This window comes from Elstera cyanobacteriorum, assembly GCF_002251735.1.
GTDB lineage: Bacteria > Pseudomonadota > Alphaproteobacteria > Elsterales > Elsteraceae > Elstera > Elstera cyanobacteriorum.
In genome coordinates this window covers 262,518-284,800 of the sequence record NZ_NOXS01000035.1, presented here as the reverse complement: position 1 = coordinate 284,800, position 22,283 = coordinate 262,518, and the positions used below count along the sequence as shown (strand labels likewise).

The window sequence follows — 22,283 nt, the reverse complement described above, 5'->3', positions numbered from 1 at the left end:
AAGGTGGTAGCTGCCTGGTTCGTCAGGCCATTATTTCCCTGGGGCCAATGTCCATCCTTCGGGAGCTGTCCCTGCCGGGATCGTGGTTCCGGTATATGGCGCCCACCTGCTTGCGCAGGCCACAGAGGATCGCTGTGCCAACGGCCAAGGCGGCTACCACGCCTCAAGGTCCATTCCGCCGCCCTTTAACGATGCCTCGCGATTCTCGCAGGTGCGGTATCCTGTCTGCGTTTGCCTAAAATTATTTCTTTCCGGCGCGCTTTTCGCTAATATCGGGTTAAGATTTAACCCGTGTTCGCCGGAGGTCGCGGTATGGCCTTTTCCCCCCTGCCAGCCCATGCGCGTGGTCTTGACCCGGCGTTGCTGACGCCGGGATCGGCCGCGTGGCACGCCGCTTCCATCGAAACCCGCAAGGCCTGGCACCGCCGCCGCGCGCGCGAACGGCGCAAACTGGCGGCGCGCGAACAGCCTGGCTCGGCGCAGATGCTCGCCCTGCATCTCGAACAGTTTCTGGCGGATCAGCCCGTGGGGTGTATCGCGGGCTATTGGCCGCAGGGGATGGAGCTTGACCCGCGCCCAGCGCTGGAGCGGCTCAGCCAGCGCGGCTGGACGCTGGCGCTGCCGGTGGTCGAGGAAATGAACAAGCCGCTGGCCTTCCGCCGCTGGCAGGCGGGCGATACGCTGGTGCATGCGATGTTCAGCACCGAGCCAAGCCCGGTTGCGCCGCTGTGTGATCCTACCGTCATTCTGGTGCCGCTGCTGGCCTTCGACCGCTTGGGGCAGCGGTTGGGGCAGGGCGGCGGTTTTTATGATCGCACGCTGGCCCTGCGCCCGGGGGCATTGGCCATCGGCGTCGCCTTTGCCGCGCAAGGCTGCCCTGCGGAGGAAGAGGAGACCCTTTCCCTTTTGCCCGTTGGCCCCTATGACAAACCTTTATCGGTGATTGTCACCGAACGGGGCTGCCGGCAGTTTCCACAGGAATCATAACAGACCCTGCGGGCGCACCGGCTGAGGAGGAAGGCCGATGCGGGTTTTATTCTTTGGCGATATCGTCGGGCGGGCCGGGCGCGATGCCCTCATGGCGCGGCTGCCGGGGCTGATGACCGAGCTTCAGCCCGATTTCATCGTCGTGAATGCCGAAAATGCAGCGGGCGGCTTTGGATTAACGCAGGAAATCGCTAGCGATCTGTTTAAGGCCGGGGTGGACTGTCTGACCCTTGGCAATCATTCCTGGGACCAGCGCACGCTGCTGACCCAGATCGATGCCGAACCGCGCATTCTACGCCCGATCAATTATCCGCCGGGGACGCCGGGGCGCGGCGCCCAGGTTTATACCAAGGGCGGTAAGAAGCTGCTGGTGGTCAATGTCATGGGCCGCCTGTTCATGGACCCGCTGGACGATCCCTTCCGCACGGTCGATGCCGAACTGGCGAAGCACCGGCTGGGCGGCAGCGTCGACGGTATTCTGATCGATGTGCATGCCGAAGCCAGTTCGGAAAAGATGGCCCTCGGTTATCATCTGGACGGGCGGGTATCCTTCGTCGTCGGCACCCATACCCATGTACCCAGTGCTGATGGGCGTATTCTGCCGAAAGGCACCGCCTATCAGACCGATGCGGGCATGTGCGGCGATTATAATAGCATCATCGGCATGAAGGCCGAACCGGCGGTGGCGCGCTTCGTCCGCAAACTGCCCGGCGAACGGTTAACCCCGGCGGAGGGCGACGGCACGATCTGCGGTGCGCTTGTCACCCTCGGCGCAAACGGGCTGGCCGAAAGCATCCGCCCGGTGCGGCGCGGGCCGGGGTTGCTGGAAGCGTGACGGGCCTTGCCTTTTGGGGACCGGGCCTGTATCAAAATTAGGTCAGCCTTGACCGTAAGCGTCTCACGTTAAGCAACGCATCCCTTATGCCCGGCACTCGCCGGAGGGATGCGTGTCGGGCTTAATATGTGAGAATTTCCATGATTTCGTCGTATCGCTTACCCGCCCGTGCGGCGGTCTTCGTCATGCCGTTGCTGCTGTCGATCCTGATGACCTTTGTCGTCTCCGGGATTGCGACACTGCGCACCCTTGGCCTGACCCCCGCTTTCCCTTCGGCTTGGATGGGGGCCTGGGGCCTCTCCTGGCTTGTGGCTTTTCCGGTGCTGCTGCTGGTTTTGCCGATTGTCCGGCGCTTGGTCGGCCTGATCTGCCGACCCGCTTAACTCTTGCCTGCGTGTGGGAAACCTATTCCCACACGCTGCGCCGCGTGCGCACGCGGGTTTTCGACGGATCCCACTGGTCGGGAATCGGCGAATAGGCCGGGCGTTTGAAAATCCGGCCATTGGGCTTATAGAACAGATAGCCCTGGCCGTGGGTGACGCCGAGCGACGTAAGAATAGCGGCCTGGGCCTCCGTCTCGATCATTTCGGCGGTGGTCTCGATGCCAAGCTCTTTACAAAGCTGAAGGATCGCGCGGACGAACATACGGTCGCGGTCGTTGCTTTGAATATTCTTCACGTACACGCCGTCGAGCTTCACCACATCGACCTTAAAGGCGCGCAGATAGTGCAGGGCGGCCGCGCCCGCGCCGAAATCATCGATGCAGACGCGATATTCCATCGCCCGCAGCTTATCCACGACGCGGCCAACCCGCTCCAAATCGTTGATGGAGGCCGATTCGGTGATTTCAATGAGCAGGCGGCGCCGCAGCTTGGGGTGACGGCGCAGGAGTTCGTCGAGATCATTGACAAACAGTTCCGACTCGAACGACCCGCCGGAAATATTGACCGCCACGTCATAGGCTTCCGGTTCGGCATCCAACTGCTTCAGCACTTGACGGCAGATCGATAAATCAAGCTCGGTCACCATGCCCAATTGTTCGGCAAAGGTAACCGTTTCGAAAGGGGAAGAACCGTCCGGCAGGCGGGACAGCGCTTCCTGATGGTGGATGCGGCGGGTTTTAAGGTCGACAATCGGGTGGAAGACCAGGCTAAACCCGTGCGAGGCTAGAATATCGCGGATCGAGGTCACGCGCGCCACGGTATCCTTCATCAAAGCCCCCAGGCTTTCATTCAGGTTCGTGACGGTAAAATCGCCCTTCTGGTTCTCGGTGAATTTGGTGACGGCATAGATCAGCGCCCGGCTGGCATCGACGACGTTGATATCCGTCATATCGATCTTCAGCTCGTTGGCGATGACGTGGATGCCCTCGCCCTCAGGATCAAGCTGTTTTGCCAGGGCTTCCACCTGGGCTTTGATGTCGCGCGAATCGACATTGGCATCGTGCAAAACGCCATACTTATCGTCCGACAGGCGTACCGCGCTATCGCCGCCCTGGCTTTGGCTGGACAGCAGCGCCCCCAGCGCCCGCTGAAAGGCGGCCTGTTCGGTCTGATCCAGCCGGGCCCCGAGGTCTGAAACACCGTGGAGATCGACCATCGTCAGGCGCAAGGGTTCCTGATCGGGGTGGTCTTTGGCATATTTTAGGCGGCGGGCGGCAATTTCGGTGAAAGCATCTTGGGTTAAAAGGCCGGTGGACCGGTCGCGGTTCTGGGCGGTGGCTTCCAGCGACTCCAGCGCGCGCGGCAAACCTTCCTCGTTCACTTCGGTTTTATTGGCGAAGGACAGGTAAAAACGGTCATCTCGCTCCGGCAGCGGAAACCCAGCGACGGTGCCCGCCGCCATCCGGCCGTCTTTGATCTTCAGAAACAGCCCTTGCGGGCGCATGCGCAGCCCATTCGCGAGGGCAATCTGAATTTCCTTCACCAAATGCCGACTGGTTTCCGCCAGCAGATTGATCAGCGGCATCTGCAGCAAATCATCGGTGGACATGCCGGTCAGTGAATAGCTGGCGCCGAAACAATAGGTGATGCGCATATCGGCATCGACTTCGAGCAACAGTTCGGCGCGGGAGAAGGAAAAGGCCAAAAGCCGGGCGCGATCTTCGCGCAGACGGGCGAGTTTTGCCGCCGAAACCCCGGCGGATGCCGAGCGCCCCGCCTCGGTGCTGGATGCGGTTGCAACGTGAGTGCCGGGACGGGACGGGGTGGCAGAAGTCACGTGGCCGCTTCCATGAGGCAAGATAAATCCAGCCAGAAGCCTATCCTGTTCGGGACAACTGCGCAAGACGTCAAAACAATTTAAGCATAAAGCTCATATTAAGGTTTTGTTAATAAGAAATTGCCTCTTAGGATTAACAAGATGTCAATATCGCCTTAAAAAAAGGCTAAGTTCGGCCCTGGGCTAACTCTTCGGCCTTCATTTCCAACTCCAGCCAGCGATCTTCCAAAACCGCAAGGTTGGCGCGCAACTCCTCCAGTTTCTCCGAAGTTTCCGCGAAACCTTTTGGGTCTTTTGAGTAAAAATCGCTGTCCGCCAATCGGGCTTCGAGTTTCGCGAGCAGAGTGTTTCCCGCTTCAAGCTGACCGGGCAATTGCTCGCGCTCGCGCTGTTCTTTGAAGGAAAGTTTGGTGGCGGCGGCTTTCGGGGCGGTACTTTCGGGCTTAGCGGCGGCCTTCGGCGCGGCTTTGGCGATGGGGGCATCGGGCCGCTGGGTCAGCCAATCCGAATAGCCGCCCGCGTAGGCGCGCACTTCGCCATCGGCGTCGAAAGCAATCGTGCCAGTGACGGTGCGATCAAGGAAATCGCGGTCGTGGCTGACCAGTAGGACAGTGCCGGGATAATCGGCCAGCACCTCTTCCAACAGGTCGAGGGTTTCAAGGTCGAGGTCGTTGGTCGGTTCGTCGAGCACCAGCAGATTGGCCGGGCGTAGGAAGAGTTTCGCCAACAGCAACCGGTTCTTCTCGCCGCCTGACAGGCTGCGCACGGGGCTATGGGCCTGTTCGGGGGCGAAGAGGAAATCCTGCAGATAGCCGACCACATGCTTTGGGCGGCCATTGACGATTACCTGATCGCCGCCGCCTTCGCAGAGGATTTTCCACGGCGTATCGTCGGGATCGAGCTGCTCGCGCTTCTGATCGAAGTAAACGGGTTCGATGCCAAAACCGATGCGCAGCTTACCGCTGGTCGGGCGCAACTGCCCCAGCAGCATGCGCAGCAGGGTCGTTTTCCCGGCGCCATTGGGGCCGATGACGCCGACGCGCGCGCCGCGCACAAGGCGGAAGTTAAAATCCGGCACCAGCACGCGCCGCAGTGTGCCGCCGTCCGGTGTCGGCTGGTCGATCTCGTAGCGCAGATGCTCGGCTTCGGCGACCATCGTGCCGCCCGTATCGGTGCTGGCGATTTCTGCCCTGACGCTGCCCGCGACTTTCAGCCGTTCGGACATTTTTTGGCGCAGATCGTAGAGTGCGCGCACCCGGCCCATATTGCGGCGGCGGCGGGCGGAAATGCCTTCGCGCAGCCAGCGCATTTCTTCCTTCAGCTTGGCCGCGTCTTTGCGCGCCTGCTGCTCCTCGGCGGCAATGACCTGTTCCGACCATTCTTCGAAGGCTTCGTAGCCTTTATCCAACCGCCGGACGGTGCCCCGGTCGAGCCAGAGGGTACGGCGGGCGACCGCTTTCAGAAAGGCGCGGTCGTGGCTGATGACCAGCAGGGCGCCACGAAACCCCGCAAGCTCCTCTTCCAGCCACGCAATCGTTGGCAGGTCGAGGTGATTGGTCGGCTCGTCGAGCAGCAGCACATCGGGGCGGGACACCAGCGCCCGCGCCAGATCGGCCCGGCGCGCTTCCCCGCCCGATAGGCCGGAAACGGGCTTTTCGGCGGCAAGGGTCAGGGCGGCCAGCACCGCTTCCACCGTCGCGGGGCCTTCGGGGCCAGCGTCGGGCGGTAGCCCCGCCAAGACGTAATCGCCGACCGTTTTAGCGCTGCCGAAATTCGGGTCTTGCCGCAGATAGGCAATGCGCGTGCCCGGCTGCAAAAAGCGCTCGCCGCCGTCGAGATCAACCTCGCCCGCCAAGGCTTTCAGCAGGGTTGATTTGCCCGACCCATTGCGCCCGACCAAACAGGCGCGCTCGCCCGGCGTGATCGCCAGATCGATATCGTTGAAAATCGGTTTCGCGCCGAAGGTGACGGTCGCGGTGCGCAGAGCCAGAAGCGGGGGAGGAGCCATGCGCCGGATTTAACCGTCGTCCGTCGGAAGGTCAATGGCCCACGCGCCTTATGGCGCGGAAGCCAAGGGTTTCGGAGAAACCCGCCCGGCGCTTGAGGGCAAAAATTAACCGACGGCGCGACTGCGCCGCGCGCCTTATGGCGCGGAAGCCAAGGGTTTCGGAGAAACCCGCCCGGCGCTTGAGGGCAAAAAACTACTCGTCCTTCACGCGGTTCAGCAGCAGGAACACGCGGATGGCGGAGGAGAGATTGCCGGAGCGGCCCTCGTCCACCTCGGCGATCAGGGCGTTGATGCTACAGCGGCGCGCGGTCGCAACGCGGCGCAGTTCCGACCAAAAAGCGTCTTCCAGCGAAACACTGGTGCGATGCCCGGCAACGACGACGGAGCGTTTGACCAAGCGGGTCGGGTCGAGGGCGTCGGCGCTGACACGTCCGGGGGCATAGGTCTGCCGGGAAGAGTCGGAAAAAGCTGTCATTGCGGCACCGGACCGGCTGGAGGAGGAGGGGGGGGCGGTGCCCCGGGGCTACCCGGCGCCCGGGGCGGACGCGGCAGGCCGCCAGGGCCAAACAGCAGGGTGCGGGTCAGCGGATCGCGGCGGCGGACGGCCTCCACCACCTCCGCACGCTGATCGGGCGGCAGGCTGTCGAGATAGCGGATTACGTCATCCAGCACGCGGGCCTGCGCTTGCAGGCGGCGTTCGCCCATCTCGCGCATCGCGCGTTCGGCGGCGGGCCGGTCTACGGGCGCTTCTTTGAGATCGTCCCAGATCAGCCCCGCCCGGCGCGACCCTTCCCTGCCGGTGGCAATGAGTTCGGCGAGCACGCGGGCGCGCATTTGTTTGAAAGCCTCGCCCTGTTCCGGCGTCAGCTTGGCGCGTTCGATGATATTCGGCTCGATCTCGGCCAAAAACCGATCGTGCCAGCGCTGACCGAGAAAGAAGGCAAGGTTGAACCCCAGGGAAATGACCAGCAGCACCCAAGGTAGGGCACGGCGCCAGGGCGGTAGGCGGCTAAAGATCGACATTATCCTCCCCTGCGGCGGTATAGAGGGCATAGGCATCGCTTTCGGCGCTGGCGACCTGCTCGCCGGTGGCAAAGCCAAGCCAGAGGGCGAGGCAGAACCCGCAGAGCGCGGCGCCCCAGCCGATGCGGTCGGCAAGCCCCAGCCGCATCCCAAGCGACGGTTTGGCGGTAGGTGCGGTCCCCCGGCGCGCGGCGATGACATCGGCCAAGGCTTGGGGATGGCGGGCCAGATAGGCTTCCACCCGGTCCCGCGCCGCGCCGCGCAGTTTTCCGTCGGCATAGGCGGCCAGATCCATCACGCCCGGTGCCTCGGCGACCGGGGCGCTGCGGCGGCGGTAATTTTGCCATAAAGCCCGGGCCTGATCGGCGTCGGACGGCGGCATCTCGGGAAAGGGCGTGCGGCGGGTCATTCTCATCTCCTATCCCGTTGTAGGGATGGGGCGGTGGTTTCATCCCCACCGGTCGTAGCGGCGGCGAAATGGGCGCGCAGTTTGGTCAGCGCCTTATGGTGCATGGAGCGGATGGTCTGCGCCTCCACCTGCAAAAACGCGGCGGCTTCGGCCACATCCATATCTTGATCATAGAGAAGGCTCAGGATCAGTTCCTGCCGAGGCGACAGGAGCCCGGGTGGGATTTGCACTTTTTCCGCAGGCAAATCGGGTTCGACGGCAAAGGCGCTTTCCGGCACATCGTCAATTGGCACACCGGGAAGCTGTTTGGCGCGCAGCCGGTCACGGGCGATCGAGCGGGAAACCAGCGTTAGCCAAGTGGCCGGTGCGGCACGGGCGGGGTCGTAGGTTTTCAGCAAGCGGCGGTCGTCGGCCAGCAGCTTAACGAAAACATCCTGCACCAGATCGCCCGGCTCGCCGCGTCCAGGGGTGCCGATGCCGGGGACCGTGCGGATGGCGGCGGCGACCACCCGGGTAAAGCGGGCGATGAAGCGTCCCCAGGCCTTTTCCTCCCCCGCCACCAGGGCGGCTTGGTCGAAATCGGCATCCACGTCGGTTTTGCGCAGGCTCACCCAGACTTCCTTTCTAAGAAGTTATAGGCGGATGAGCCGCGCGGTATCCCCGCACCGGGGGTGAATTTTCGTTAGGACTAATACAGGAAACGCACGCGGATGGTGCCGTCGATTTCCTGCAACTGCTGCAAGACGGCGGTTTCATCGACCGCGCCTTCGACATCGACGACGACGAAACCAACTTCCGGGTCGGTTTGCAGATATTGGGCGGAGATGTTGAGTTCGCTCTGCGAGAAGACCTCGTTTACCTTGCGCAGCACGCCCGGCACGTTCGAATGGATATGCAGGAAGCGCGTGCCGCCCGCCTTCACCGGCAGCGAGACTTCGACGAAGTTCACCGCGCCGACCGTCGAGCCATTGTCGGAATATTTGATCAGCTTTTCGGCGACTTCGAGGCCGATGTTTTCCTGGGCTTCCTGGGTCGATCCGCCGATATGCGGGGTTAGAATGACGTTTTCCAAACCGCGCAGCGGGCTGACAAATTCTTCGCCGTTCGACGCAGGCTCCTTCGGGAACACGTCGATGGCGGCGCCGAGCAGATGGCCGCTCTTCAGCCCTTGGGCGAGCGCATCAATATCGACGACGCTACCGCGCGAGGCGTTGATGAGGTAGGAGCCGGGCTTCATCGCCTTCACCTGCTCCGCACCGAACATATTCTTCGTCTGCGGGGTCGACGGAACGTGCAGGCTGACCACATCGGCGACGCCCAGCAGTTCTTCCAACGTCGCGCAGGGCTGGGCATTGCCAAGCGCCAGCTTCTTTTCGATATCGAAGAAGCGCACTTTCATGCCCATCGCCTCGGCCAGTACCGAAAGCTGGGTGCCGATATGGCCGTAGCCGACGAGGCCCAGGGTCTTGCCGCGCAATTCGAAGGAATTGGTGGCGGACTTATCCCAAGCGCCGTCATGGCAGGCGCGGGATTTTTCCGGGATGCGGCGCAGCAGCATGATGATTTCGCCGATCACCAGTTCCGCCACCGACCGGGTGTTGGAATAGGGGGCGTTGAAGACCGGAATCCCCGCCTTGCGCGCTGTATTCAGCGAGACCTGATTGGTGCCGATGCAGAAGCAGCCGATGGTCAGCAGCCGGTTGGCGGCGGCCAGCACCTTATCGGTGATCCGCGTGCGCGAGCGAATGCCGAGGATATGAACGCCCTGGATCTTTTCGATCAATTCCGCTTCGTCGAGGGCGACCTTAAGCTGTTCGATTTGCGTATAGCCATTGCGGCGGAACTCTTCGACCGCGCTCTGGTGAACGCCTTCGAGGAACAGGACGCGGATCTTGTCTTTGGCAAGGGAGTGCCGGGTCATTCTCAAAACCTTTTGTTGGCGGCCGCGCAGGCGCGATCTTCGATCAGGCAGACGTTATTGAACCGTTCGCGCCGGGTGCCAATTGCGTTTTTTGCTGCGCACCCCGGCGTTCCGGCAAGTTTCTATCGTTAGTCGCGGGTGATGTCGCTCGCCGTATAGCCCTGTAGGAACAGCAGGCCGGTTAGGTCGGAGTGGCTGAGCGCGAGTTTCGCCGCTGCCGAAACGATGGGTTTGGCGCGAAAAGCCACCCCAAACCCGGCGACCGACAGCATATCGAGATCATTCGCCCCATCGCCGACCGCCAGGGTTGCCGACAGCGGAAGGCCAAGATCGGCGGCGGCGCCCTCTAACGTGTGGCGCTTGGCGGCGCGGTCGAAGATCGGGTCGATCAGGCGGCCCGTTAACCGGGTGCCATCGGCGGCGACTTCCAGATGATTGCAATGGACCTCGTGGCAGCCAAGATCATCGGCGACGGGATGGGCGAAATAGCCGAAGCCGCCGGTCGCAATCACGCAGCGCGCGCCGTGGGCGGCCATGGTGGCGATCAGGCTTTTCGCGCCGGGCATCACGCGGATACGGGCGGCGCAGGTTTCCATAATGCTGAGCGGAAGATCGGTCAGCAGGGCCACCCGTTCGCGCACGCTTTGGGCGAAATCGACTTCGCCGCGCATGGATTTTTCGGTAATCGCGGCGATCTGCGGGCCGATGCCGATTTCGGCGGCCAGATCGTCCAGCATTTCATTCTCAATCAGGGTCGATTCCATATCGGCGACCAACAGGCGTTTGCGCCGCCCGTCGGTTTCCACCAGATTGGCGTCGATGGGGGCATTGCCTAAAGCGGCGCGCACGGCGGCAAGATCGACGGCTGCCGCGACGGGCAGTTCGGCGGCGACATCCGGGAACAGCCAGCGCGCGGCGTCGGCAGGCAGACCGGCGGCAGCCGCAGCGGCGGCAACCAGATCGGCGGTCAGGGCGGGCGTCGTCGGTGCAGTGCTGAGGACCAGAGCGAAGGACATGGAAGACTCGTGATGAAGGGCGTCAAAAAGCGGCTCATCCTGGCGGGACCGACGGCGAGCGGCAAGTCCGCTCTTGCAGTGGCGGTGGCGGAGGCGACGGGCGCCGTGATCGTCAATGCCGATTCGATGCAGCTTTATCAGGAACTGCGGCTGATCACCGCCCGCCCCAGCCGGGAGGAGGAGGCGCGCGCCCCCCACGCGCTTTATGGTCATCTTTCGACGGCGGCGGCGGCGACGGCGGAAAGCTGGCGGGCGCAGGTGGTGGAACTGCTTGACGGGCTGGACGAGACGCCCGCGCTGCTGGTCGGCGGCACCGGCCTTTATATGAAGGCGCTGATGGAAGGCTTTGCCGATATGCCGCAGGTGCCGCCCACGATTCGCGAGGAAGTGGCGGCCCTGCACGCGGCAGAGGGGGCGTTGGGCTTTCACGCCCGGCTTGCCGCCGTCGATCCTGCCAGCGCCGAACGGTTGCGCCCCTCGGACAGCCAGCGGGTCAAGCGCGCTTACGAAGTCTGGGCCGCGACCGGCACCCCCTTTAGCCGCTTCATCGACGCGCCGCGCTCCGGCCCGCCGGAGGGATATGAGTTTATTCCGGTGGTCCTGGCGCCCGACCGGGCGTGGCTTTATGACCGTATCAATCGCCGGTTCGAGGCGATGATGGCGCAGGGGGCTTTAGAGGAGGTTGCGCAATTCGCAACCCTGCTGCCCGATCTGCCGCGCGATGCGCCCTTGCGAAAAGCCTTAGGCGTGCCAGAGTTGTTGGCGCATCTACGCGGGGAAATCGCCCTGCCCGATGCCATGACCCTCGCGCAGGCCGCGAGTCGTCAGTACGCCAAACGGCAAACCACCTGGTTTAAGCACCAGCTTTCCCAAGCCCTTACCGTGAATCCGCAAGATTATGATCAAGCTATGCATCAAATCTTGTCGATCATGTCCAAAACCAGCTTGACCGGCTGACCCTGGCCCGCATAGCGTCTGTTTCCCTGAAATTTCAGGCTGTCCCCGCCACCCGGCGGGAGAGAGAGTTTTAACGAAGTGAGGAGTGTCATGAGCGACACGCGGGAGATGCTGACCGGGGCTGAAATCGTTTTGAAGGCACTGAAGGACCAGGGCGTAGAAGTAATCTTCGGCTACCCTGGTGGTGCGGTCCTTCCGATTTACGACGCTCTTTTCCAGCAGAACGCGATTCGCCACATCCTCGTTCGGCACGAACAGGCGGCGGTGCATGCGGCGGAGGGCTATGCCCGTTCGACCGGCAAAGTCGGCTGCGTGCTGGTCACCTCCGGCCCTGGCGCCACCAATGCCGTGACCGGCCTGACCGATGCCTTGATGGATTCGATCCCGCTGGTCTGCCTGACCGGTCAGGTGCCGACCCATTTGATCGGCAATGATGCCTTCCAGGAATGCGATACCACGGGCATCACGCGCCCCTGCACCAAGCATAATTACTTGGTGAAGGACGTGAACAACCTCGCCCGCACAGTGCACGAGGCGTTCTATGTCGCCCGCAGCGGCCGCCCCGGCCCGGTGGTGATTGATCTGCCGAAAGACGTGCAGTTCGCAACCGGCCCCTATACGCCGCCGGATAGCGTGGTGCATAAGACCTACCGTCCGCGCATTGATGCCGATCTTTCGGTGATCGATCAGGCCATCGACATGCTGGCGGCGGCGGAACGCCCAATCATCTATGGCGGCGGCGGCATCATCAATTCGGGCGACGAAGCGTCGGCCCTGCTGCGGGAATTTGCCAAGCTGACCAACTTCCCGGTGACGCTGACCTTGATGGGCCTCGGGGCCTTCCCGGCGTCGGACAAGCAGTTCCTGGGCATGCTGGGGATGCACGGCACCTACGAGTCGAACCTTGCCATGCATGGCGCCGATGTGATGTTCAACATTGGCGCGCGCTTTGATGACCGCGTGACCGGGCGCCTGAACGCCTTTGCGCCGAACTCCAAGAAAATCCACCTCGATATCGACCCCAGCTCGATCAACAAAACCGTGATGGTCGATCTGCCGATGATCGGCGACGTGAAGACCGTGCTGAAGGCGCTGATCGCCCGCTGGAAGGAGCGGGGGATCAAGGCCCGCGACATCACCCCCTGGTGGGGCCAGATCACTGAATGGCGCAAGCGCGACTCGCTGCGCTATGGGTCGAATGGCACGATCATTAAACCGCAGCACGCTATCCGCCGCCTGTGGGATCTGTCGAAGGGCCGCGAAACCTTCATCACCACCGAAGTCGGTCAGCATCAAATGTGGGCGGCCCAGCATTTCGGCTTCGAAAGCCCGCGCCATTGGATGACCTCCGGCGGTTTGGGCACGATGGGCTACGGCCTGCCGTCGGCGATGGGCGTGCAGATCGCCCACCCCGATGCGCTGGTGGTGGATATTTCCGGCGAAGCTTCCGCCATGATGAATATTCAGGAAATGAGCACCCTGGTGCAGTACCGCCTGCCGGTGAAAGTGTTCATTCTGAACAATCAATATATGGGCATGGTGCGCCAGTGGCAGGAATTGCTGCACGGCGGGCGCTATTCCGAAAGCTATTCCGAAGCCCTGCCGGACTTCGTGAAACTGGCGGAAGCCTTCGGCGCGCGCGGCCTGCGGGCGACCGATATGACCGAGCTTGACGATGTGATCCGCGAGATGATCGCCCATCCCGGCCCGGTGATCGCCGATATTGCCGTCGATCAGAAGGAAAACTGCTTCCCGATGATCCCCTCGGGCGCGGCGCATAACGAAATGCTGCTGGGGCCGGAAGATAAGGCCGACCCGGTAACGACGGAAGAAGGGATGGTTTTGGTTTAACCATTCCCCATTTCTGCCGCCGTTTTCCGTTTCGACCGATTTTTCGCAGGGTATCATGAAGCAACCGCAACCGATTAACCGTCACACCATCGCCGTGCTGGTGGATAACGAGCCGGGTATTCTGGCGCGCGTCGTCGGCCTGTTTTCGGGCCGGGGCTATAATATCGAAAGCCTGACCGTGGCGGAGGTGGAGCAAGCCGCCCACCTGTCGCGCATCACCGTCGTCACCAGCGGCACCGAACAGGTGATCGAGCAGATCAAGGCCCAGCTTGGCCGCTTGGTGCCGGTGCATAAGGTCCACGATCTGACGGCGGAAGGCCCGCATGTGGAGCGCGAACTGGCGCTGGTGAAAGTGGCGGGCACGGGCGATAAGCGCGTTGAATCGCTGCGCATCGCCGATGTCTTCCGCACGCGGGTGATCGATTCCACTACCGAAAGCTTCGTTTTCGAAATCACGGGCAGCCAGGAGAAGGTGAACGCCTTCATTGCCCTGATGACCCCGCTGGGGCTGGTCGAGGTCAGCCGCACTGGGATTGTCGCCATCTCGCGGGGAACCGCCGGGTTCTAGCCAACCGTCCTCAAGTAGCGCAACGCGCGATAGGACAAACAAAACCATCAACCAAGGAAGATTTCCATGCGCGTTTACTATGACCGCGACGCCGATGTGAACCTGATCAAAGGCAAGAAGATCGCCATCGTCGGCTACGGCAGCCAGGGCCACGCCCATGCTCTGAACCTCAAGGACAGCGGCGTGAAGGAAGTCATCATCGCCCTGCGTCCGGGGTCGGCGACGGCAGCGAAGGCCGAAGGCGCGGGTTTCCGCGTTCTGCCGCCGGATCAGGCCGCCAAGGAAGCCGATGTGGTTATGGTGCTGGCGCCCGATGAACATCACGGCGCGCTCTACAACGCTTTCCTGCGCGATAACATGAAGCAGGGCGCCGCCCTGGCCGTGGCGCATGGTTTCTCGGTCCATTTCGGCCTGATCGAACCGCGCCCGGACCTCGATGTGTTCATGATCGCCCCGAAGGGCCCCGGCCACACGGTGCGGTCGGAATACCTGAAGGGCGGCGGGGTGCCGACGCTTGTTGCCGTCTATCAGAACGCCTCGGGCAATGCGCTTGATCTCGCCCTGTCCTACGGTTCGGCCAACGGCGGCGGCCGCGCGGGCATTATCGAAACCACCTTCAAGGAAGAATGCGAAACCGACCTGTTCGGCGAGCAGGCCGTGCTCTGCGGCGGTCTGACCGCGCTGATCCAGGCCGGGTTCGAAACCCTGGTGGAAGCCGGGTACGCGCCGGAAATGGCCTACTTCGAGTGCTTGCACGAAGTGAAGCTGATCGTGGACCTGATCTACGAAGGCGGCATGGCCAACATGCGCTACTCGATCTCCAACACCGCTGAATACGGCGATTACACGCGCGGCCCGCGCGTTGTGACCGCCGAAACCAAGGCGGAAATGAAGCGCATTCTGGACGACATTCAGTCGGGCCGCTTTGCCCGCGACTGGATGCTGGAAAACGCCGCCGGCGCGCCCAGCTTCAAGGCCCAGCGCCGCAACAACGCCGCTCATCCGATCGAAGAAGTCGGCGAAAAGCTGCGCGCGATGATGCCGTGGCTGAAGGCCAACCGTCTGGTCGATAAGACGAAGAACTAAGCTTTCGGCCTTAGGGCTGCGATGCGAAACCCCCGGTGCGCGAGTGCCGGGGGTTTTTGTTTTTGGATGGGTATTGATTCGGTTTATCCAGGAAATATATCTAAAATTGCACATGTGCTCTCTTAAGAAAGGATGATGACTATGGAAACTGATATCAAGGGTTTTAGCGAGTATATAGAGTCTGCGATTCTAGACCTGTGTGGAAGCGGTGCGCCACACGAACGGCTAAAGAATGCAAGTTTACGATTTATGATGTTTCATGAGCAGCAGACTCCTCAGGAGTTGAGAGATGAATTCGTCTCAATTTGCAAAGAACTCACTGGTCTAGAAAATGGTTTGGATGATGATAGTTTAGGGGATGTATCAACAAAAATTCTCAAGTTATACGCAAGATCTTTAATTCTATATGGTAAAAATTTTGCAGTAAACTTTGAGTCTCCTGAATAGTATGGCGTCTTTTTTGTTTTTAGCCATTTCGGTTGCCTGCGACGCCGACTTTCTCCGCGTCACACTTGTCGATGGCCGCGAAATTGCGGTGCCGCTGGTCTGGTTCCCGCGCTTGCTCGATGCCACACCGGCGCAGCGGGGCAACTGGCGACTGATCGGGCGCGGTCAGGGCATTCACTGGCCCGATCTGGACGAAGACCTCTCCGTCGCGGGCTTGCTGCGCTAACCTGCCGTGCCTTATGCGCCCACCGGCACGCCCTCAAACCGCGCCACCTGAATCTCCCCCTCGCGTTTGCGTGCCTGGGCAATGTCGTAGCTATTCTGCATCCGCATGAGCGTATCCATCGAAACGCCAAAGGCTTTTTCTAGCCGCAACGCCATTTCAGACGAAAGCGCCGCGCGCTCGTTAACCAGGGCGGAGAGGGCGGGGCGAGTGACGCCGAGCACGCTGGCGGCGCGCGTTATCGACAGCCCGAGCGCGTCAATAATTTCGCTCTTCACGAAGCCGCCGGGATGGGCGGGGGTCTTCAGGCGGATACCGTCAATCGCACTCATGGTAGCCTCCTAGTGATAATCTTCGTAATTGAGGTCGATGATTTCGATCTCAGCCTGATCGATCCGAAACGTGAGCCGCCAATTCTTCGTAACGGAAAGGCTCCAGGTTCCCTTGCGGTCGCCGCTAAGCTGGTGCGCTTTCCAACTGGGGATCGCCCGCAACTCCTCCTCGCGCGCCATATCTTGGAGAAAGGAGAGGATAAGGCGGAGTTTGGCCGCGACGGCAGGCTGAAGGCCGCTTGCGTCATCCCGCTCGATGAAGGCGCGTAAGCCCCGATGGATCACATTCCTGATCTTCACGAGCCTCATTATCTCAGTTGAGCCGTTCGCCGTCAAGTGACGCTTTACGATTTTGAATAAATCTATACCGTTCGCGCGGACGTTTGCTTGCGTTGATTGTCGAGGCTACGCCCTTGGTCGGCGGTTGGTAGAACCGGGTTCCCCAAGGGGCGCGCCCCTTGGGCCGGGGGAGCGGGGGAAGTCCCCCGCGCGCGTTAGCGGAGTTAAGACCGCACCACCCCTTCCAACGGCTGATGATGCGGTGCCACGCGCAGGCTGGCCGGGTCGAAGGGCTGGCCCGCGAGGTCACCGGCGAAGCCGTGGTTCATGTCGCGGTGGTGGGCCTCGTCGGCGCGGATGGTGATCACCACGTCGCGCAGGGTGGCATCGTCGGGTAGGCCCCAGTATTTTTTGGCGATCTCCGGCGCGGGGACGTTCGGCGTATGGCCTGCGTCGATTTCGGCCAGATAGCGTGTGTAACTCACCACGGCTTCTTCCTCGAAGTACCCGACCAGCCGGTGGGCGGTGCGGGCGCTGAGGAGATAGAGGCCGAAGAAGCCCAAGTAGAAGACCCATTGCACCCCTAGCACCACCAAGCGCTCGAACCAGCTTGGTTTGGCGATGGCGATGAAGGTCATCAGGTGCATCCGCTCGTTTTCGGCTTCGTCCATCAGGGTGCGAATCCAGCCGCGGTCGTCCTGCATGCGGCGCAGGCATTTAAGGTGCTGGAGCGTCGCGCCCACCATGCCCGGCACGGCGGCCACGGTTTCCAGCACAATCGCGCGGTTGCCGTAGCGTTTGGCGAAGAAAGTATCGGCGCCCCAGCGCAGAACCTTGGTTACGGCCAGGGCAAAGCGGTCGCTCAAGCCGTGGGCGGGGTGGTGGAGGGTCAGATCGACGTCAGGCGTGGTCATGATGCGGTGCCTTTCGGGTAGGGTCGGCGTAGAACCTGAGGCCCATCTGCAAACTATCGCCGATGCGCCGGGCTTTCTCTTGCAAGCGGGCGGCGACGGCGGGCGGAAAGAGGGCGTCGGTTGTGTCCGACCAAAGGGCCAACCAGCGCCCAAACAGCTCGGGCGTGATCCGGTCGGCGTGAAGAAGATGCGCCTGCATAGGACGCCCATGATACCGGCCCGACAGTAACATGACCGACGACCAGAAGGCAGACAGTTTTCCCAGGTGGTGGGGCCAGTCGGCGATGGCGTCGTTGAAGATCGGGCCGAGGTCGGCATCGGCCCGCACGGCGGCGTAGAAGCGGGTCACCAGACGCTCAAGATCGGCTTCGGTCAGGTCGGGGTCGGCAAGCATGGGACGCTCCAAAAGCGGTATATGAAGTACCGTATTTTGAGTGGCCTGCATCTGCAACTGAATTGCAGCCGCTAGGGGTGAATGGCTGCCCCCTGAAAAACGCGCTAAAGCCCTAAATACGCCTCCCGCACGCGCGGGTCGCGCAGCAGCGTCTGCCCCGTGCCGCTGAGGGTGATGCGCCCCGTCTCCAGCACATAGGCTTGATCGGCGAGTGCCAGGGAGGCGGCGACATTCTGTTCGACCAGAATGATCGTCATGCCCTGGTCTTTCAGACGGCGGATGATGCGGAAGACTTCCCCGACCATCGCGGGCGATAGGCCGAGGGACGGTTCATCGAACATAATCAGGCGCGGCTGGCCCATCAGGCAGCGGGCGATGGCGAGCATTTGCTGTTCGCCGCCCGACAGGGTTCCGGCGGCTTGGTGCAGCCGTTCCTGCAAACGCGGAAAGAGGTCCAGCATGGCGGCATAGGTTTCGTCGGCCAGGGCGCGGGCGCGCGGGATAACGGCGCCCATCAGCAGGTTTTCCCGCACGGATAGCGTGGGGAAGACCTGCCGCCCCTCGGCCACCTGACCGATGCCAAGATCGCAGATACGATGGCTGGGGCGCCCGGTAATATCGCGCCCGTCGAAGCTCACCTGCCCGCTGCGCACCGGCAGCAGCCCGGCAATGGCGCGAATCAGCGTGGTCTTGCCCGCGCCATTGGTGCCGATCAGGGTGGTGACTTCGCCGCTTTGCACCGATAGGGAAACGCCGTCGAGCGCCAGCGCATCGCCATAGGCGACCGACAGGGTATCGACGATCAGGCTGCCCGCTTCTCTCACGGCGCCGCTCCTTCCGGGATGTCGTGGCCCAGGTAGGTTTCGATCACGCGCGGGTCGTTGGTCACCTGCGCCGGTGTGCCTTCGGCCAGCTTGCGGCCTTGATCCAACACGATCACCTGTTCGGCCAGCGCCATCACGGCGCGCATCACATGTTCGATCAGCAGAATGGTGATGCCGGTGCGGGCGTTCAGGTCGCGCAGGGTCGCCACCATCGCATCGGTCTCGGTCGGGCGCAGGCCCGCCATCACTTCATCGAGCAGCAGCAGTTGCGGCTGGGTCGCCAAGGCTTTCGCCACTTCCAACCGTTTGCGGTCGGGCAGGGTTAGGGAACCCGCGAGCTTATGGGCCTGCGGATCGAGACCAAGCAGCTCCAGGACGGCCAGCGCATTGGCCCGGGCGGCAGGGACGCGCTTTTCCCGGTGCAGCGCGCCGACCAGAACATTTTCCAGCACCGACAGCCCGGCGAAGGGTTTCACGATCTGGAAGGTCCGGCCAATTCCGGCGGCACACATTTGATCGGGGCGAAAGCCGGTCACGTCGCGCCCGCCCAGGGTTACGCTGCCGCTATCGGGCGGAAAAACCCCGGCGATCAGGTTGAAGCAGGTGGTTTTTCCGGCGCCATTGGGGCCGATCAGCGCCACGATCTTGCCCGCCGGGACGGTAAAGCTAACGTCGCTGACCGCCAGCAGACCGCGAAAGCGCTTCGTGAGACCGGTTACGGTGAGGGACAGGCTCATTGTGGCGCCTCCTCGTCCCCCGGCGGTACGACCAGACCGGCTTTGACCGCCAGCCACGGCCAAATCCCCGCCGGGCGCAGCAGAATGATCAGCACCAGGGCCAACCCATAAATCACCTGTTTGGTGCCGGGAAGGGCGACCCCAAGGGCTTCGAGCAACAGGTTGGTGGCCTCGCCGATGGGGGTGAGCAGCATCGCGCCCAAGATCGGGCCGAAGACCGTGCCGATGCCGCCGATAATCGGGCCGAGCAGGATTTCGATGGACCGGCCCATCGAGAAAATCTGATCCGGGAATAGGTTATTGTAATAGAAGGCATAAAAGACGCCGCCGATGGCGGTCATCCCGGCAGACAGGCCGACGGCCAGCAGCTTTACGCGCAGCAGCGGAATACCGAGGGCGGCGGCGGCATCGGGGTTCTCGCGCAGGGCCAGCCAGAAATAGCCGAGGCGCGTGCGCGTCACGATCCGGCAGAGGGCGAGCGCGCCGAGGGCCAGCACCAGCATCGTATAATAATAAAGCTCCGGCGCGCCGCGCAGCGCCCACAGGTTATTTCCGCCGCTGACCACCGGCAGGAACAGCCCGCCCGATCCGCCGACCGAGGTAATGTGATCGAAGGCAACGCGGGTGAATTCGGCGCAGGCAATCGTCAGCAAGGCGAAATGCACGCCGCGCACCCCGAAGCGGAAGCCGAGCCAGCCGATAATCATGCCGACGATGGCGCAAATTGGCACCGTCACCAGCATACCAATCCATGGCCCGAGGCCCAGGTGCAGATACAGCGCCGCCGCCCCATAGCCGCCGAGGCCGACATAGAGCGCGTGACCGAGCGACAATTGCCCGGCAAAGCCCATCATCACATTCCAGGCCTGGCCGACATAGGCGAACCAGAAGATCAGCGTAAAGATGGAAATCCAGTAGGAATTCGCGGCTTCCGGCAGCAGCAGCAGCGCGCCGAGGCCCGCCGTGAAGGCGATCTTACCGCGCGGGGTAACGCCCGCAAACAGGTCATTCAGGGCCATTACGCGCGCTTCCCCAACAGGCCCTGCGGGCGGATCAGCAGCACCAAAATTAGCAGGCCGTATGACACCATCTGCTTGCGCGACGGGTCGATCAGCACGCCCGCCAAGGCTTCCGAAACGCCGATCAGCACCCCGCCCAACAGGGCGCCGCCCATACTGCCGAGACCGCCGACGATGACTATGATGAAGCTCAGCAGCGTATATTCGGCGGCCAACTGCGGGCGCACGTCGATGACCAGGCTCATCAGACACCCGGCAATCCCGACGACGGCGGAACCGATGCCGAAGGTGGTGGCGTAAAGGCCTTTGACGTTCAGCCCGACGACCGCCGCCCCCAATTGATTATCGGCACAGGCGCGGATAGCGATGCCGGTGCGGCTAAAACGGAAGAAGGCGTACAGCGCTGCGGCAACGATCAGTGCGCCGGTGGCGGCATAAACGCGGGTCTTATCCAGCGAAATGTCGCCCAGGAAAAACGCATCGAAGCCATAGGGGACGTTGGTGCTGCGCGCATCCGGCCCGAAGACCATCAACAGCCCATTCACCAGGATCATTGCGATCCCCAATAGCAGAATGAACTGCTGGTGATCGGGCCGGTCGATGAAGCGGTTGAGCAAGCCCCGTTGCAGCCCATAGCCCGCTAGAAACAGCAGGCCCGCCACCGGCAGGGCGCTTAGCAGCGGGTCGATGCCCCAGGCGGTGGCCAGCAGTACGGCGGCGAACATGCCCAGCACCATCATCTCGCCGTGGGCGAAATTGACGAGGCGGACAACGCCGAAAATCACCGACAGGCCCATGGCCGCAAGGCCATAGACCAAGCCGGTCAAAATGCCGGAACTGATCGTTCCGGCATAGAGCGTCCAAGACACTCCGCTTACCCTCGGGCTTGCCAGCCGGGCACCGGGAAGACCGGGGCCTTTTCCGCCGATCCCTTCGGCAGCACCACGGTCGGGCGCTGGTCGAGGTTCTGCACGACGGCGCTGGAGAAATTGACGTTTTGCCCCTTGGCATCGAAGGTGATGGCCGGGCCGATCATCATATGGGTATCGAGCTTGGTGGCGCGCAGCGCGTCCAACAGCGCCGGGGCGGCGGTGCTGCCCGCGCGCTTATGGGCATCGGCGGCGACCAGCAGGGCATCGAGCGTGCAGCCGATGTTGAAGGCATGGCCTTCGAACTTATCGCGTGGGAACAGTTTGCCAAATTCCGCCTGCACCTGCTGGCTGAGCGATCCCTTCGGATCGTACCAGGGCAGAATAGTGGTGGCGTAATCGGAATATTTGCCGAGAACTTTGTAGAACTGCTCGTCATAGAGACCGGGCGAGCCGGGGCTCATGATCGCTTGCGGCTCGAAGCGCTGCTTCACCATTTCGCGCACGATTAAAATCGCATCGGCGGCGCGGGTGGTGACGATGACAAGCTCCGCCCCGCTGGCTTTCGCCTTGGCAACCTCGACCGATAGATCCTGGGCTTTCGGATCGTAGGAAATCGGCTCCAGCATGCTGAACGGCATGGCGGCATCGGGGAATAGCTTGTCCCAGGCGGCCTTATTGGCCATGCCGAAGGTATCGTTGGCGTGCAGGAACAGCGCCTTCGTCGGCGTTTTTCCGGCGGTGGCGAAAACATCCTTCATCAGCGGGAAGGCGTTTTTCACAAGGTCGATCGAGGTCGGGAAATTGCGGAACAGGGTTTTATACCCCTGTTCGGTCAATTGCGGCGCGGCGGCGATATTGACGACCAGCGGAATGCCGCGCTGTTCGCAGACTTGGGCGGCGGCGCCGGTTTGGCCGCTGTCAAACGCGCCGACGATCAAATGCGCGCCGTCGTTGATCAGCTTTTCGGCGCGGGCGCGGGCGGTATCGGTGTTCGATTCGGTATCGGCCGCGATGATCTCCACCGAATAGCCGAGGCCTTTCAGCACCGAGGCGCCGATGGCTTCCGCCCGGGCGCAGGATTGACCGGCCTGGGCCAGAATGCCGGAACGTGGCAGCAGCACGCCGATCTTCAGCGGCCCGCCGCTGCTTTGTGCCAAGGCGGGGGCACCGATCAGGCTGGTGGCGCCCAGTCCGGCGGCGCCGATCAGCACCTGACGGCGGCTAAGCCCCAGCTTTCCCTGTAGGTCGGACGACATGCTTTCCCCCCTCGGCTCATTATTGGTCAATAGGCCTGCCGATCCTGGCGGATCAGCCAGCGCTTGCCAAGGGATGTGTCGTCGCGGCGGTCGGGAAAAACCAGG

General features: G+C 62.4%; 26 protein-coding genes and 1 other RNA gene. 10 read left to right on the top strand and 17 right to left on the bottom strand.

What is annotated here, in order from left to right:
- Nucleotides 1–4: 4 nt before the first annotated feature.
- The 4 genes from ssrS (at nucleotide 5) to CHR90_RS17830 (ending at nucleotide 2,205) form a co-directional block, all read left to right on the top strand.
- Nucleotides 5–160: non-coding RNA, 6S RNA (gene ssrS, locus CHR90_RS17845), on the top strand.
- Between the two features lie 152 nt (nucleotides 161–312).
- Nucleotides 313–987 carry a 5-formyltetrahydrofolate cyclo-ligase gene (locus CHR90_RS17840; RefSeq protein ID WP_094410471.1) on the top strand — a complete coding sequence of 225 codons (675 nt, stop codon included), beginning with the start codon at nucleotides 313–315 and terminating at the stop codon, nucleotides 985–987.
- 37 nt (nucleotides 988–1,024) lie between these two features.
- Nucleotides 1,025–1,822 carry a TIGR00282 family metallophosphoesterase gene (locus CHR90_RS17835; RefSeq protein WP_094410470.1) on the top strand — a complete coding sequence of 266 codons (798 nt, stop codon included), beginning with the start codon at nucleotides 1,025–1,027 and terminating at the stop codon, nucleotides 1,820–1,822.
- Nucleotides 1,823–1,962: 140 nt separating this feature from the next.
- Entirely contained in the window at nucleotides 1,963–2,205 is a 243-nt protein-coding gene (locus CHR90_RS17830) for a DUF2798 domain-containing protein (protein WP_094410469.1), read from the top strand.
- Between the two features lie 22 nt (nucleotides 2,206–2,227).
- Here the strand turns inward: CHR90_RS17830 and CHR90_RS17825 are convergent, their stop codons facing one another.
- From CHR90_RS17825 to serB, 8 genes are all read right to left on the bottom strand, one after another.
- Complete coding sequence (locus tag CHR90_RS17825) at nucleotides 2,228–4,042, bottom strand: EAL domain-containing protein (protein WP_094410468.1); 1,815 nt, start codon at nucleotides 4,040–4,042, stop codon at nucleotides 2,228–2,230.
- A 166-nt stretch (nucleotides 4,043–4,208) separates the two neighbouring features.
- On the bottom strand, nucleotides 4,209–6,050 hold the full coding sequence (locus CHR90_RS17820; RefSeq protein WP_094410467.1) for an ATP-binding cassette domain-containing protein: 1,842 nt from the start codon (nucleotides 6,048–6,050) through the stop codon (nucleotides 4,209–4,211).
- Nucleotides 6,051–6,243: 193 nt separating this feature from the next.
- Complete coding sequence (locus tag CHR90_RS17815; protein WP_094410466.1) at nucleotides 6,244–6,525, bottom strand: ribbon-helix-helix domain-containing protein; 282 nt, start codon at nucleotides 6,523–6,525, stop codon at nucleotides 6,244–6,246.
- Nucleotides 6,522–7,073, bottom strand: a complete 552-nt coding sequence (locus tag CHR90_RS19475) for a periplasmic heavy metal sensor (protein WP_170941456.1) — start codon at nucleotides 7,071–7,073, stop codon at nucleotides 6,522–6,524. The genes CHR90_RS17815 and CHR90_RS19475 overlap by 4 nt, the downstream gene beginning before the upstream one ends.
- On the bottom strand, nucleotides 7,060–7,482 hold the full coding sequence (locus CHR90_RS19470; protein WP_094410464.1) for a hypothetical protein: 423 nt from the start codon (nucleotides 7,480–7,482) through the stop codon (nucleotides 7,060–7,062). The genes CHR90_RS19475 and CHR90_RS19470 overlap by 14 nt, the downstream gene beginning before the upstream one ends.
- 2 nt (nucleotides 7,483–7,484) lie before the next feature.
- Entirely contained in the window at nucleotides 7,485–8,093 is a 609-nt protein-coding gene (locus tag CHR90_RS17800; RefSeq protein WP_094410463.1) for a sigma-70 family RNA polymerase sigma factor, read from the bottom strand.
- Between the two features lie 77 nt (nucleotides 8,094–8,170).
- Complete coding sequence (gene serA / locus CHR90_RS17795; protein WP_094410462.1) at nucleotides 8,171–9,403, bottom strand: phosphoglycerate dehydrogenase; 1,233 nt, start codon at nucleotides 9,401–9,403, stop codon at nucleotides 8,171–8,173.
- A 128-nt stretch (nucleotides 9,404–9,531) separates the two neighbouring features.
- Complete coding sequence (serB, locus tag CHR90_RS17790) at nucleotides 9,532–10,419, bottom strand: phosphoserine phosphatase SerB (RefSeq protein ID WP_094410461.1); 888 nt, start codon at nucleotides 10,417–10,419, stop codon at nucleotides 9,532–9,534.
- 12 nt (nucleotides 10,420–10,431) lie between these two features.
- Here serB and miaA point away from each other — a divergent pair, with 12 nt between their 5' ends.
- The 6 genes from miaA (at nucleotide 10,432) to CHR90_RS17765 (ending at nucleotide 15,554) form a co-directional block, all read left to right on the top strand.
- On the top strand, nucleotides 10,432–11,376 hold the full coding sequence (miaA, locus tag CHR90_RS17785) for a tRNA (adenosine(37)-N6)-dimethylallyltransferase MiaA (protein WP_094410460.1): 945 nt from the start codon (nucleotides 10,432–10,434) through the stop codon (nucleotides 11,374–11,376).
- Between the two features lie 90 nt (nucleotides 11,377–11,466).
- Nucleotides 11,467–13,227: an acetolactate synthase 3 large subunit gene (locus tag CHR90_RS17780; RefSeq protein ID WP_229671524.1), complete on the top strand. Its 1,761-nt coding sequence runs from the start codon at nucleotides 11,467–11,469 to the stop codon at nucleotides 13,225–13,227.
- A 55-nt stretch (nucleotides 13,228–13,282) separates the two neighbouring features.
- Nucleotides 13,283–13,795 carry an acetolactate synthase small subunit gene (ilvN, locus tag CHR90_RS17775; protein WP_094410459.1) on the top strand — a complete coding sequence of 171 codons (513 nt, stop codon included), beginning with the start codon at nucleotides 13,283–13,285 and terminating at the stop codon, nucleotides 13,793–13,795.
- A 66-nt stretch (nucleotides 13,796–13,861) separates the two neighbouring features.
- On the top strand, nucleotides 13,862–14,881 hold the full coding sequence (gene ilvC / locus CHR90_RS17770; RefSeq protein ID WP_094410458.1) for a ketol-acid reductoisomerase: 1,020 nt from the start codon (nucleotides 13,862–13,864) through the stop codon (nucleotides 14,879–14,881).
- Between the two features lie 141 nt (nucleotides 14,882–15,022).
- Nucleotides 15,023–15,328 (top strand): hypothetical protein, encoded by a 306-nt coding sequence (locus CHR90_RS19325; protein WP_141210989.1) that lies wholly within the window; start codon nucleotides 15,023–15,025, stop codon nucleotides 15,326–15,328.
- A 1-nt stretch (nucleotide 15,329) separates the two neighbouring features.
- Complete coding sequence (locus CHR90_RS17765; protein WP_094410457.1) at nucleotides 15,330–15,554, top strand: DUF2442 domain-containing protein; 225 nt, start codon at nucleotides 15,330–15,332, stop codon at nucleotides 15,552–15,554.
- 11 nt (nucleotides 15,555–15,565) lie between these two features.
- Here the strand turns inward: CHR90_RS17765 and CHR90_RS17760 are convergent, their stop codons facing one another.
- The 9 genes from CHR90_RS17760 to CHR90_RS17720 form a co-directional block, all read right to left on the bottom strand.
- Nucleotides 15,566–15,883: a HigA family addiction module antitoxin gene (locus tag CHR90_RS17760; protein ID WP_094410456.1), complete on the bottom strand. Its 318-nt coding sequence runs from the start codon at nucleotides 15,881–15,883 to the stop codon at nucleotides 15,566–15,568.
- Nucleotides 15,884–15,892: 9 nt separating this feature from the next.
- Nucleotides 15,893–16,192: a type II toxin-antitoxin system RelE/ParE family toxin gene (locus CHR90_RS17755; protein ID WP_229671523.1), complete on the bottom strand. Its 300-nt coding sequence runs from the start codon at nucleotides 16,190–16,192 to the stop codon at nucleotides 15,893–15,895.
- A gap of 194 nt (nucleotides 16,193–16,386) precedes the next feature.
- Nucleotides 16,387–17,076, bottom strand: coding sequence for an alternative oxidase (locus tag CHR90_RS17750; protein ID WP_094410455.1), 690 nt, complete (start codon nucleotides 17,074–17,076; stop codon nucleotides 16,387–16,389).
- Entirely contained in the window at nucleotides 17,063–17,470 is a 408-nt protein-coding gene (locus tag CHR90_RS17745; RefSeq protein WP_094410454.1) for a group III truncated hemoglobin, read from the bottom strand. The genes CHR90_RS17750 and CHR90_RS17745 overlap by 14 nt, the downstream gene beginning before the upstream one ends.
- A gap of 104 nt (nucleotides 17,471–17,574) precedes the next feature.
- Nucleotides 17,575–18,294 carry an ABC transporter ATP-binding protein gene (locus CHR90_RS17740; RefSeq protein WP_229671522.1) on the bottom strand — a complete coding sequence of 240 codons (720 nt, stop codon included), beginning with the start codon at nucleotides 18,292–18,294 and terminating at the stop codon, nucleotides 17,575–17,577.
- Nucleotides 18,291–19,031, bottom strand: a complete 741-nt coding sequence (locus tag CHR90_RS17735; RefSeq protein WP_094410453.1) for an ABC transporter ATP-binding protein — start codon at nucleotides 19,029–19,031, stop codon at nucleotides 18,291–18,293. The genes CHR90_RS17740 and CHR90_RS17735 overlap by 4 nt, the downstream gene beginning before the upstream one ends.
- Nucleotides 19,028–20,050 (bottom strand): branched-chain amino acid ABC transporter permease, encoded by a 1,023-nt coding sequence (locus CHR90_RS17730; RefSeq protein ID WP_094410452.1) that lies wholly within the window; start codon nucleotides 20,048–20,050, stop codon nucleotides 19,028–19,030. The genes CHR90_RS17735 and CHR90_RS17730 overlap by 4 nt, the downstream gene beginning before the upstream one ends.
- Nucleotides 20,050–20,919, bottom strand: a complete 870-nt coding sequence (locus CHR90_RS17725; RefSeq protein WP_229671521.1) for a branched-chain amino acid ABC transporter permease — start codon at nucleotides 20,917–20,919, stop codon at nucleotides 20,050–20,052. Before CHR90_RS17725 ends, CHR90_RS17730 begins: the two co-directional genes overlap by 1 nt.
- 5 nt (nucleotides 20,920–20,924) lie before the next feature.
- On the bottom strand, nucleotides 20,925–22,178 hold the full coding sequence (locus tag CHR90_RS17720; protein WP_094410451.1) for an ABC transporter substrate-binding protein: 1,254 nt from the start codon (nucleotides 22,176–22,178) through the stop codon (nucleotides 20,925–20,927).
- Between the last annotated feature and the right edge of the window lie 105 nt (nucleotides 22,179–22,283).

What these genes read in the sequence shown, in the direction of transcription:
- CHR90_RS17840 (WP_094410471.1), top strand. Translation starts at nt 313, where the DNA reads ATGGCCTTTTCCCCCCTGCCAGCCCATGCGCGTGGTCTTGACCCGGCG.
- CHR90_RS17835 (WP_094410470.1), top strand. Translation starts at nt 1,025, where the DNA reads ATGCGGGTTTTATTCTTTGGCGATATCGTCGGGCGGGCCGGGCGCGAT.
- CHR90_RS17830 (WP_094410469.1), top strand. Translation starts at nt 1,963, where the DNA reads ATGATTTCGTCGTATCGCTTACCCGCCCGTGCGGCGGTCTTCGTCATG.
- CHR90_RS17820 (WP_094410467.1), bottom strand. Translation starts at nt 6,050, where the DNA reads ATGGCTCCTCCCCCGCTTCTGGCTCTGCGCACCGCGACCGTCACCTTC.
- CHR90_RS17815 (WP_094410466.1), bottom strand. Translation starts at nt 6,525, where the DNA reads ATGACAGCTTTTTCCGACTCTTCCCGGCAGACCTATGCCCCCGGACGT.
- CHR90_RS19475 (WP_170941456.1), bottom strand. Translation starts at nt 7,073, where the DNA reads ATGTCGATCTTTAGCCGCCTACCGCCCTGGCGCCGTGCCCTACCTTGG.
- CHR90_RS19470 (WP_094410464.1), bottom strand. Translation starts at nt 7,482, where the DNA reads ATGACCCGCCGCACGCCCTTTCCCGAGATGCCGCCGTCCGACGCCGAT.
- serA (WP_094410462.1), bottom strand. Translation starts at nt 9,403, where the DNA reads ATGACCCGGCACTCCCTTGCCAAAGACAAGATCCGCGTCCTGTTCCTC.
- serB (WP_094410461.1), bottom strand. Translation starts at nt 10,419, where the DNA reads ATGTCCTTCGCTCTGGTCCTCAGCACTGCACCGACGACGCCCGCCCTG.
- miaA (WP_094410460.1), top strand. Translation starts at nt 10,432, where the DNA reads ATGAAGGGCGTCAAAAAGCGGCTCATCCTGGCGGGACCGACGGCGAGC.
- CHR90_RS17780 (WP_229671524.1), top strand. Translation starts at nt 11,467, where the DNA reads ATGAGCGACACGCGGGAGATGCTGACCGGGGCTGAAATCGTTTTGAAG.
- ilvN (WP_094410459.1), top strand. Translation starts at nt 13,283, where the DNA reads ATGAAGCAACCGCAACCGATTAACCGTCACACCATCGCCGTGCTGGTG.
- ilvC (WP_094410458.1), top strand. Translation starts at nt 13,862, where the DNA reads ATGCGCGTTTACTATGACCGCGACGCCGATGTGAACCTGATCAAAGGC.
- CHR90_RS19325 (WP_141210989.1), top strand. Translation starts at nt 15,023, where the DNA reads ATGGAAACTGATATCAAGGGTTTTAGCGAGTATATAGAGTCTGCGATT.
- CHR90_RS17765 (WP_094410457.1), top strand. Translation starts at nt 15,330, where the DNA reads ATGGCGTCTTTTTTGTTTTTAGCCATTTCGGTTGCCTGCGACGCCGAC.
- CHR90_RS17760 (WP_094410456.1), bottom strand. Translation starts at nt 15,883, where the DNA reads ATGAGTGCGATTGACGGTATCCGCCTGAAGACCCCCGCCCATCCCGGC.
- CHR90_RS17755 (WP_229671523.1), bottom strand. Translation starts at nt 16,192, where the DNA reads ATGAGGCTCGTGAAGATCAGGAATGTGATCCATCGGGGCTTACGCGCC.
- CHR90_RS17750 (WP_094410455.1), bottom strand. Translation starts at nt 17,076, where the DNA reads ATGACCACGCCTGACGTCGATCTGACCCTCCACCACCCCGCCCACGGC.
- CHR90_RS17745 (WP_094410454.1), bottom strand. Translation starts at nt 17,470, where the DNA reads ATGCTTGCCGACCCCGACCTGACCGAAGCCGATCTTGAGCGTCTGGTG.
- CHR90_RS17735 (WP_094410453.1), bottom strand. Translation starts at nt 19,031, where the DNA reads ATGAGCCTGTCCCTCACCGTAACCGGTCTCACGAAGCGCTTTCGCGGT.
- CHR90_RS17730 (WP_094410452.1), bottom strand. Translation starts at nt 20,050, where the DNA reads ATGGCCCTGAATGACCTGTTTGCGGGCGTTACCCCGCGCGGTAAGATC.
- CHR90_RS17720 (WP_094410451.1), bottom strand. Translation starts at nt 22,178, where the DNA reads ATGTCGTCCGACCTACAGGGAAAGCTGGGGCTTAGCCGCCGTCAGGTG.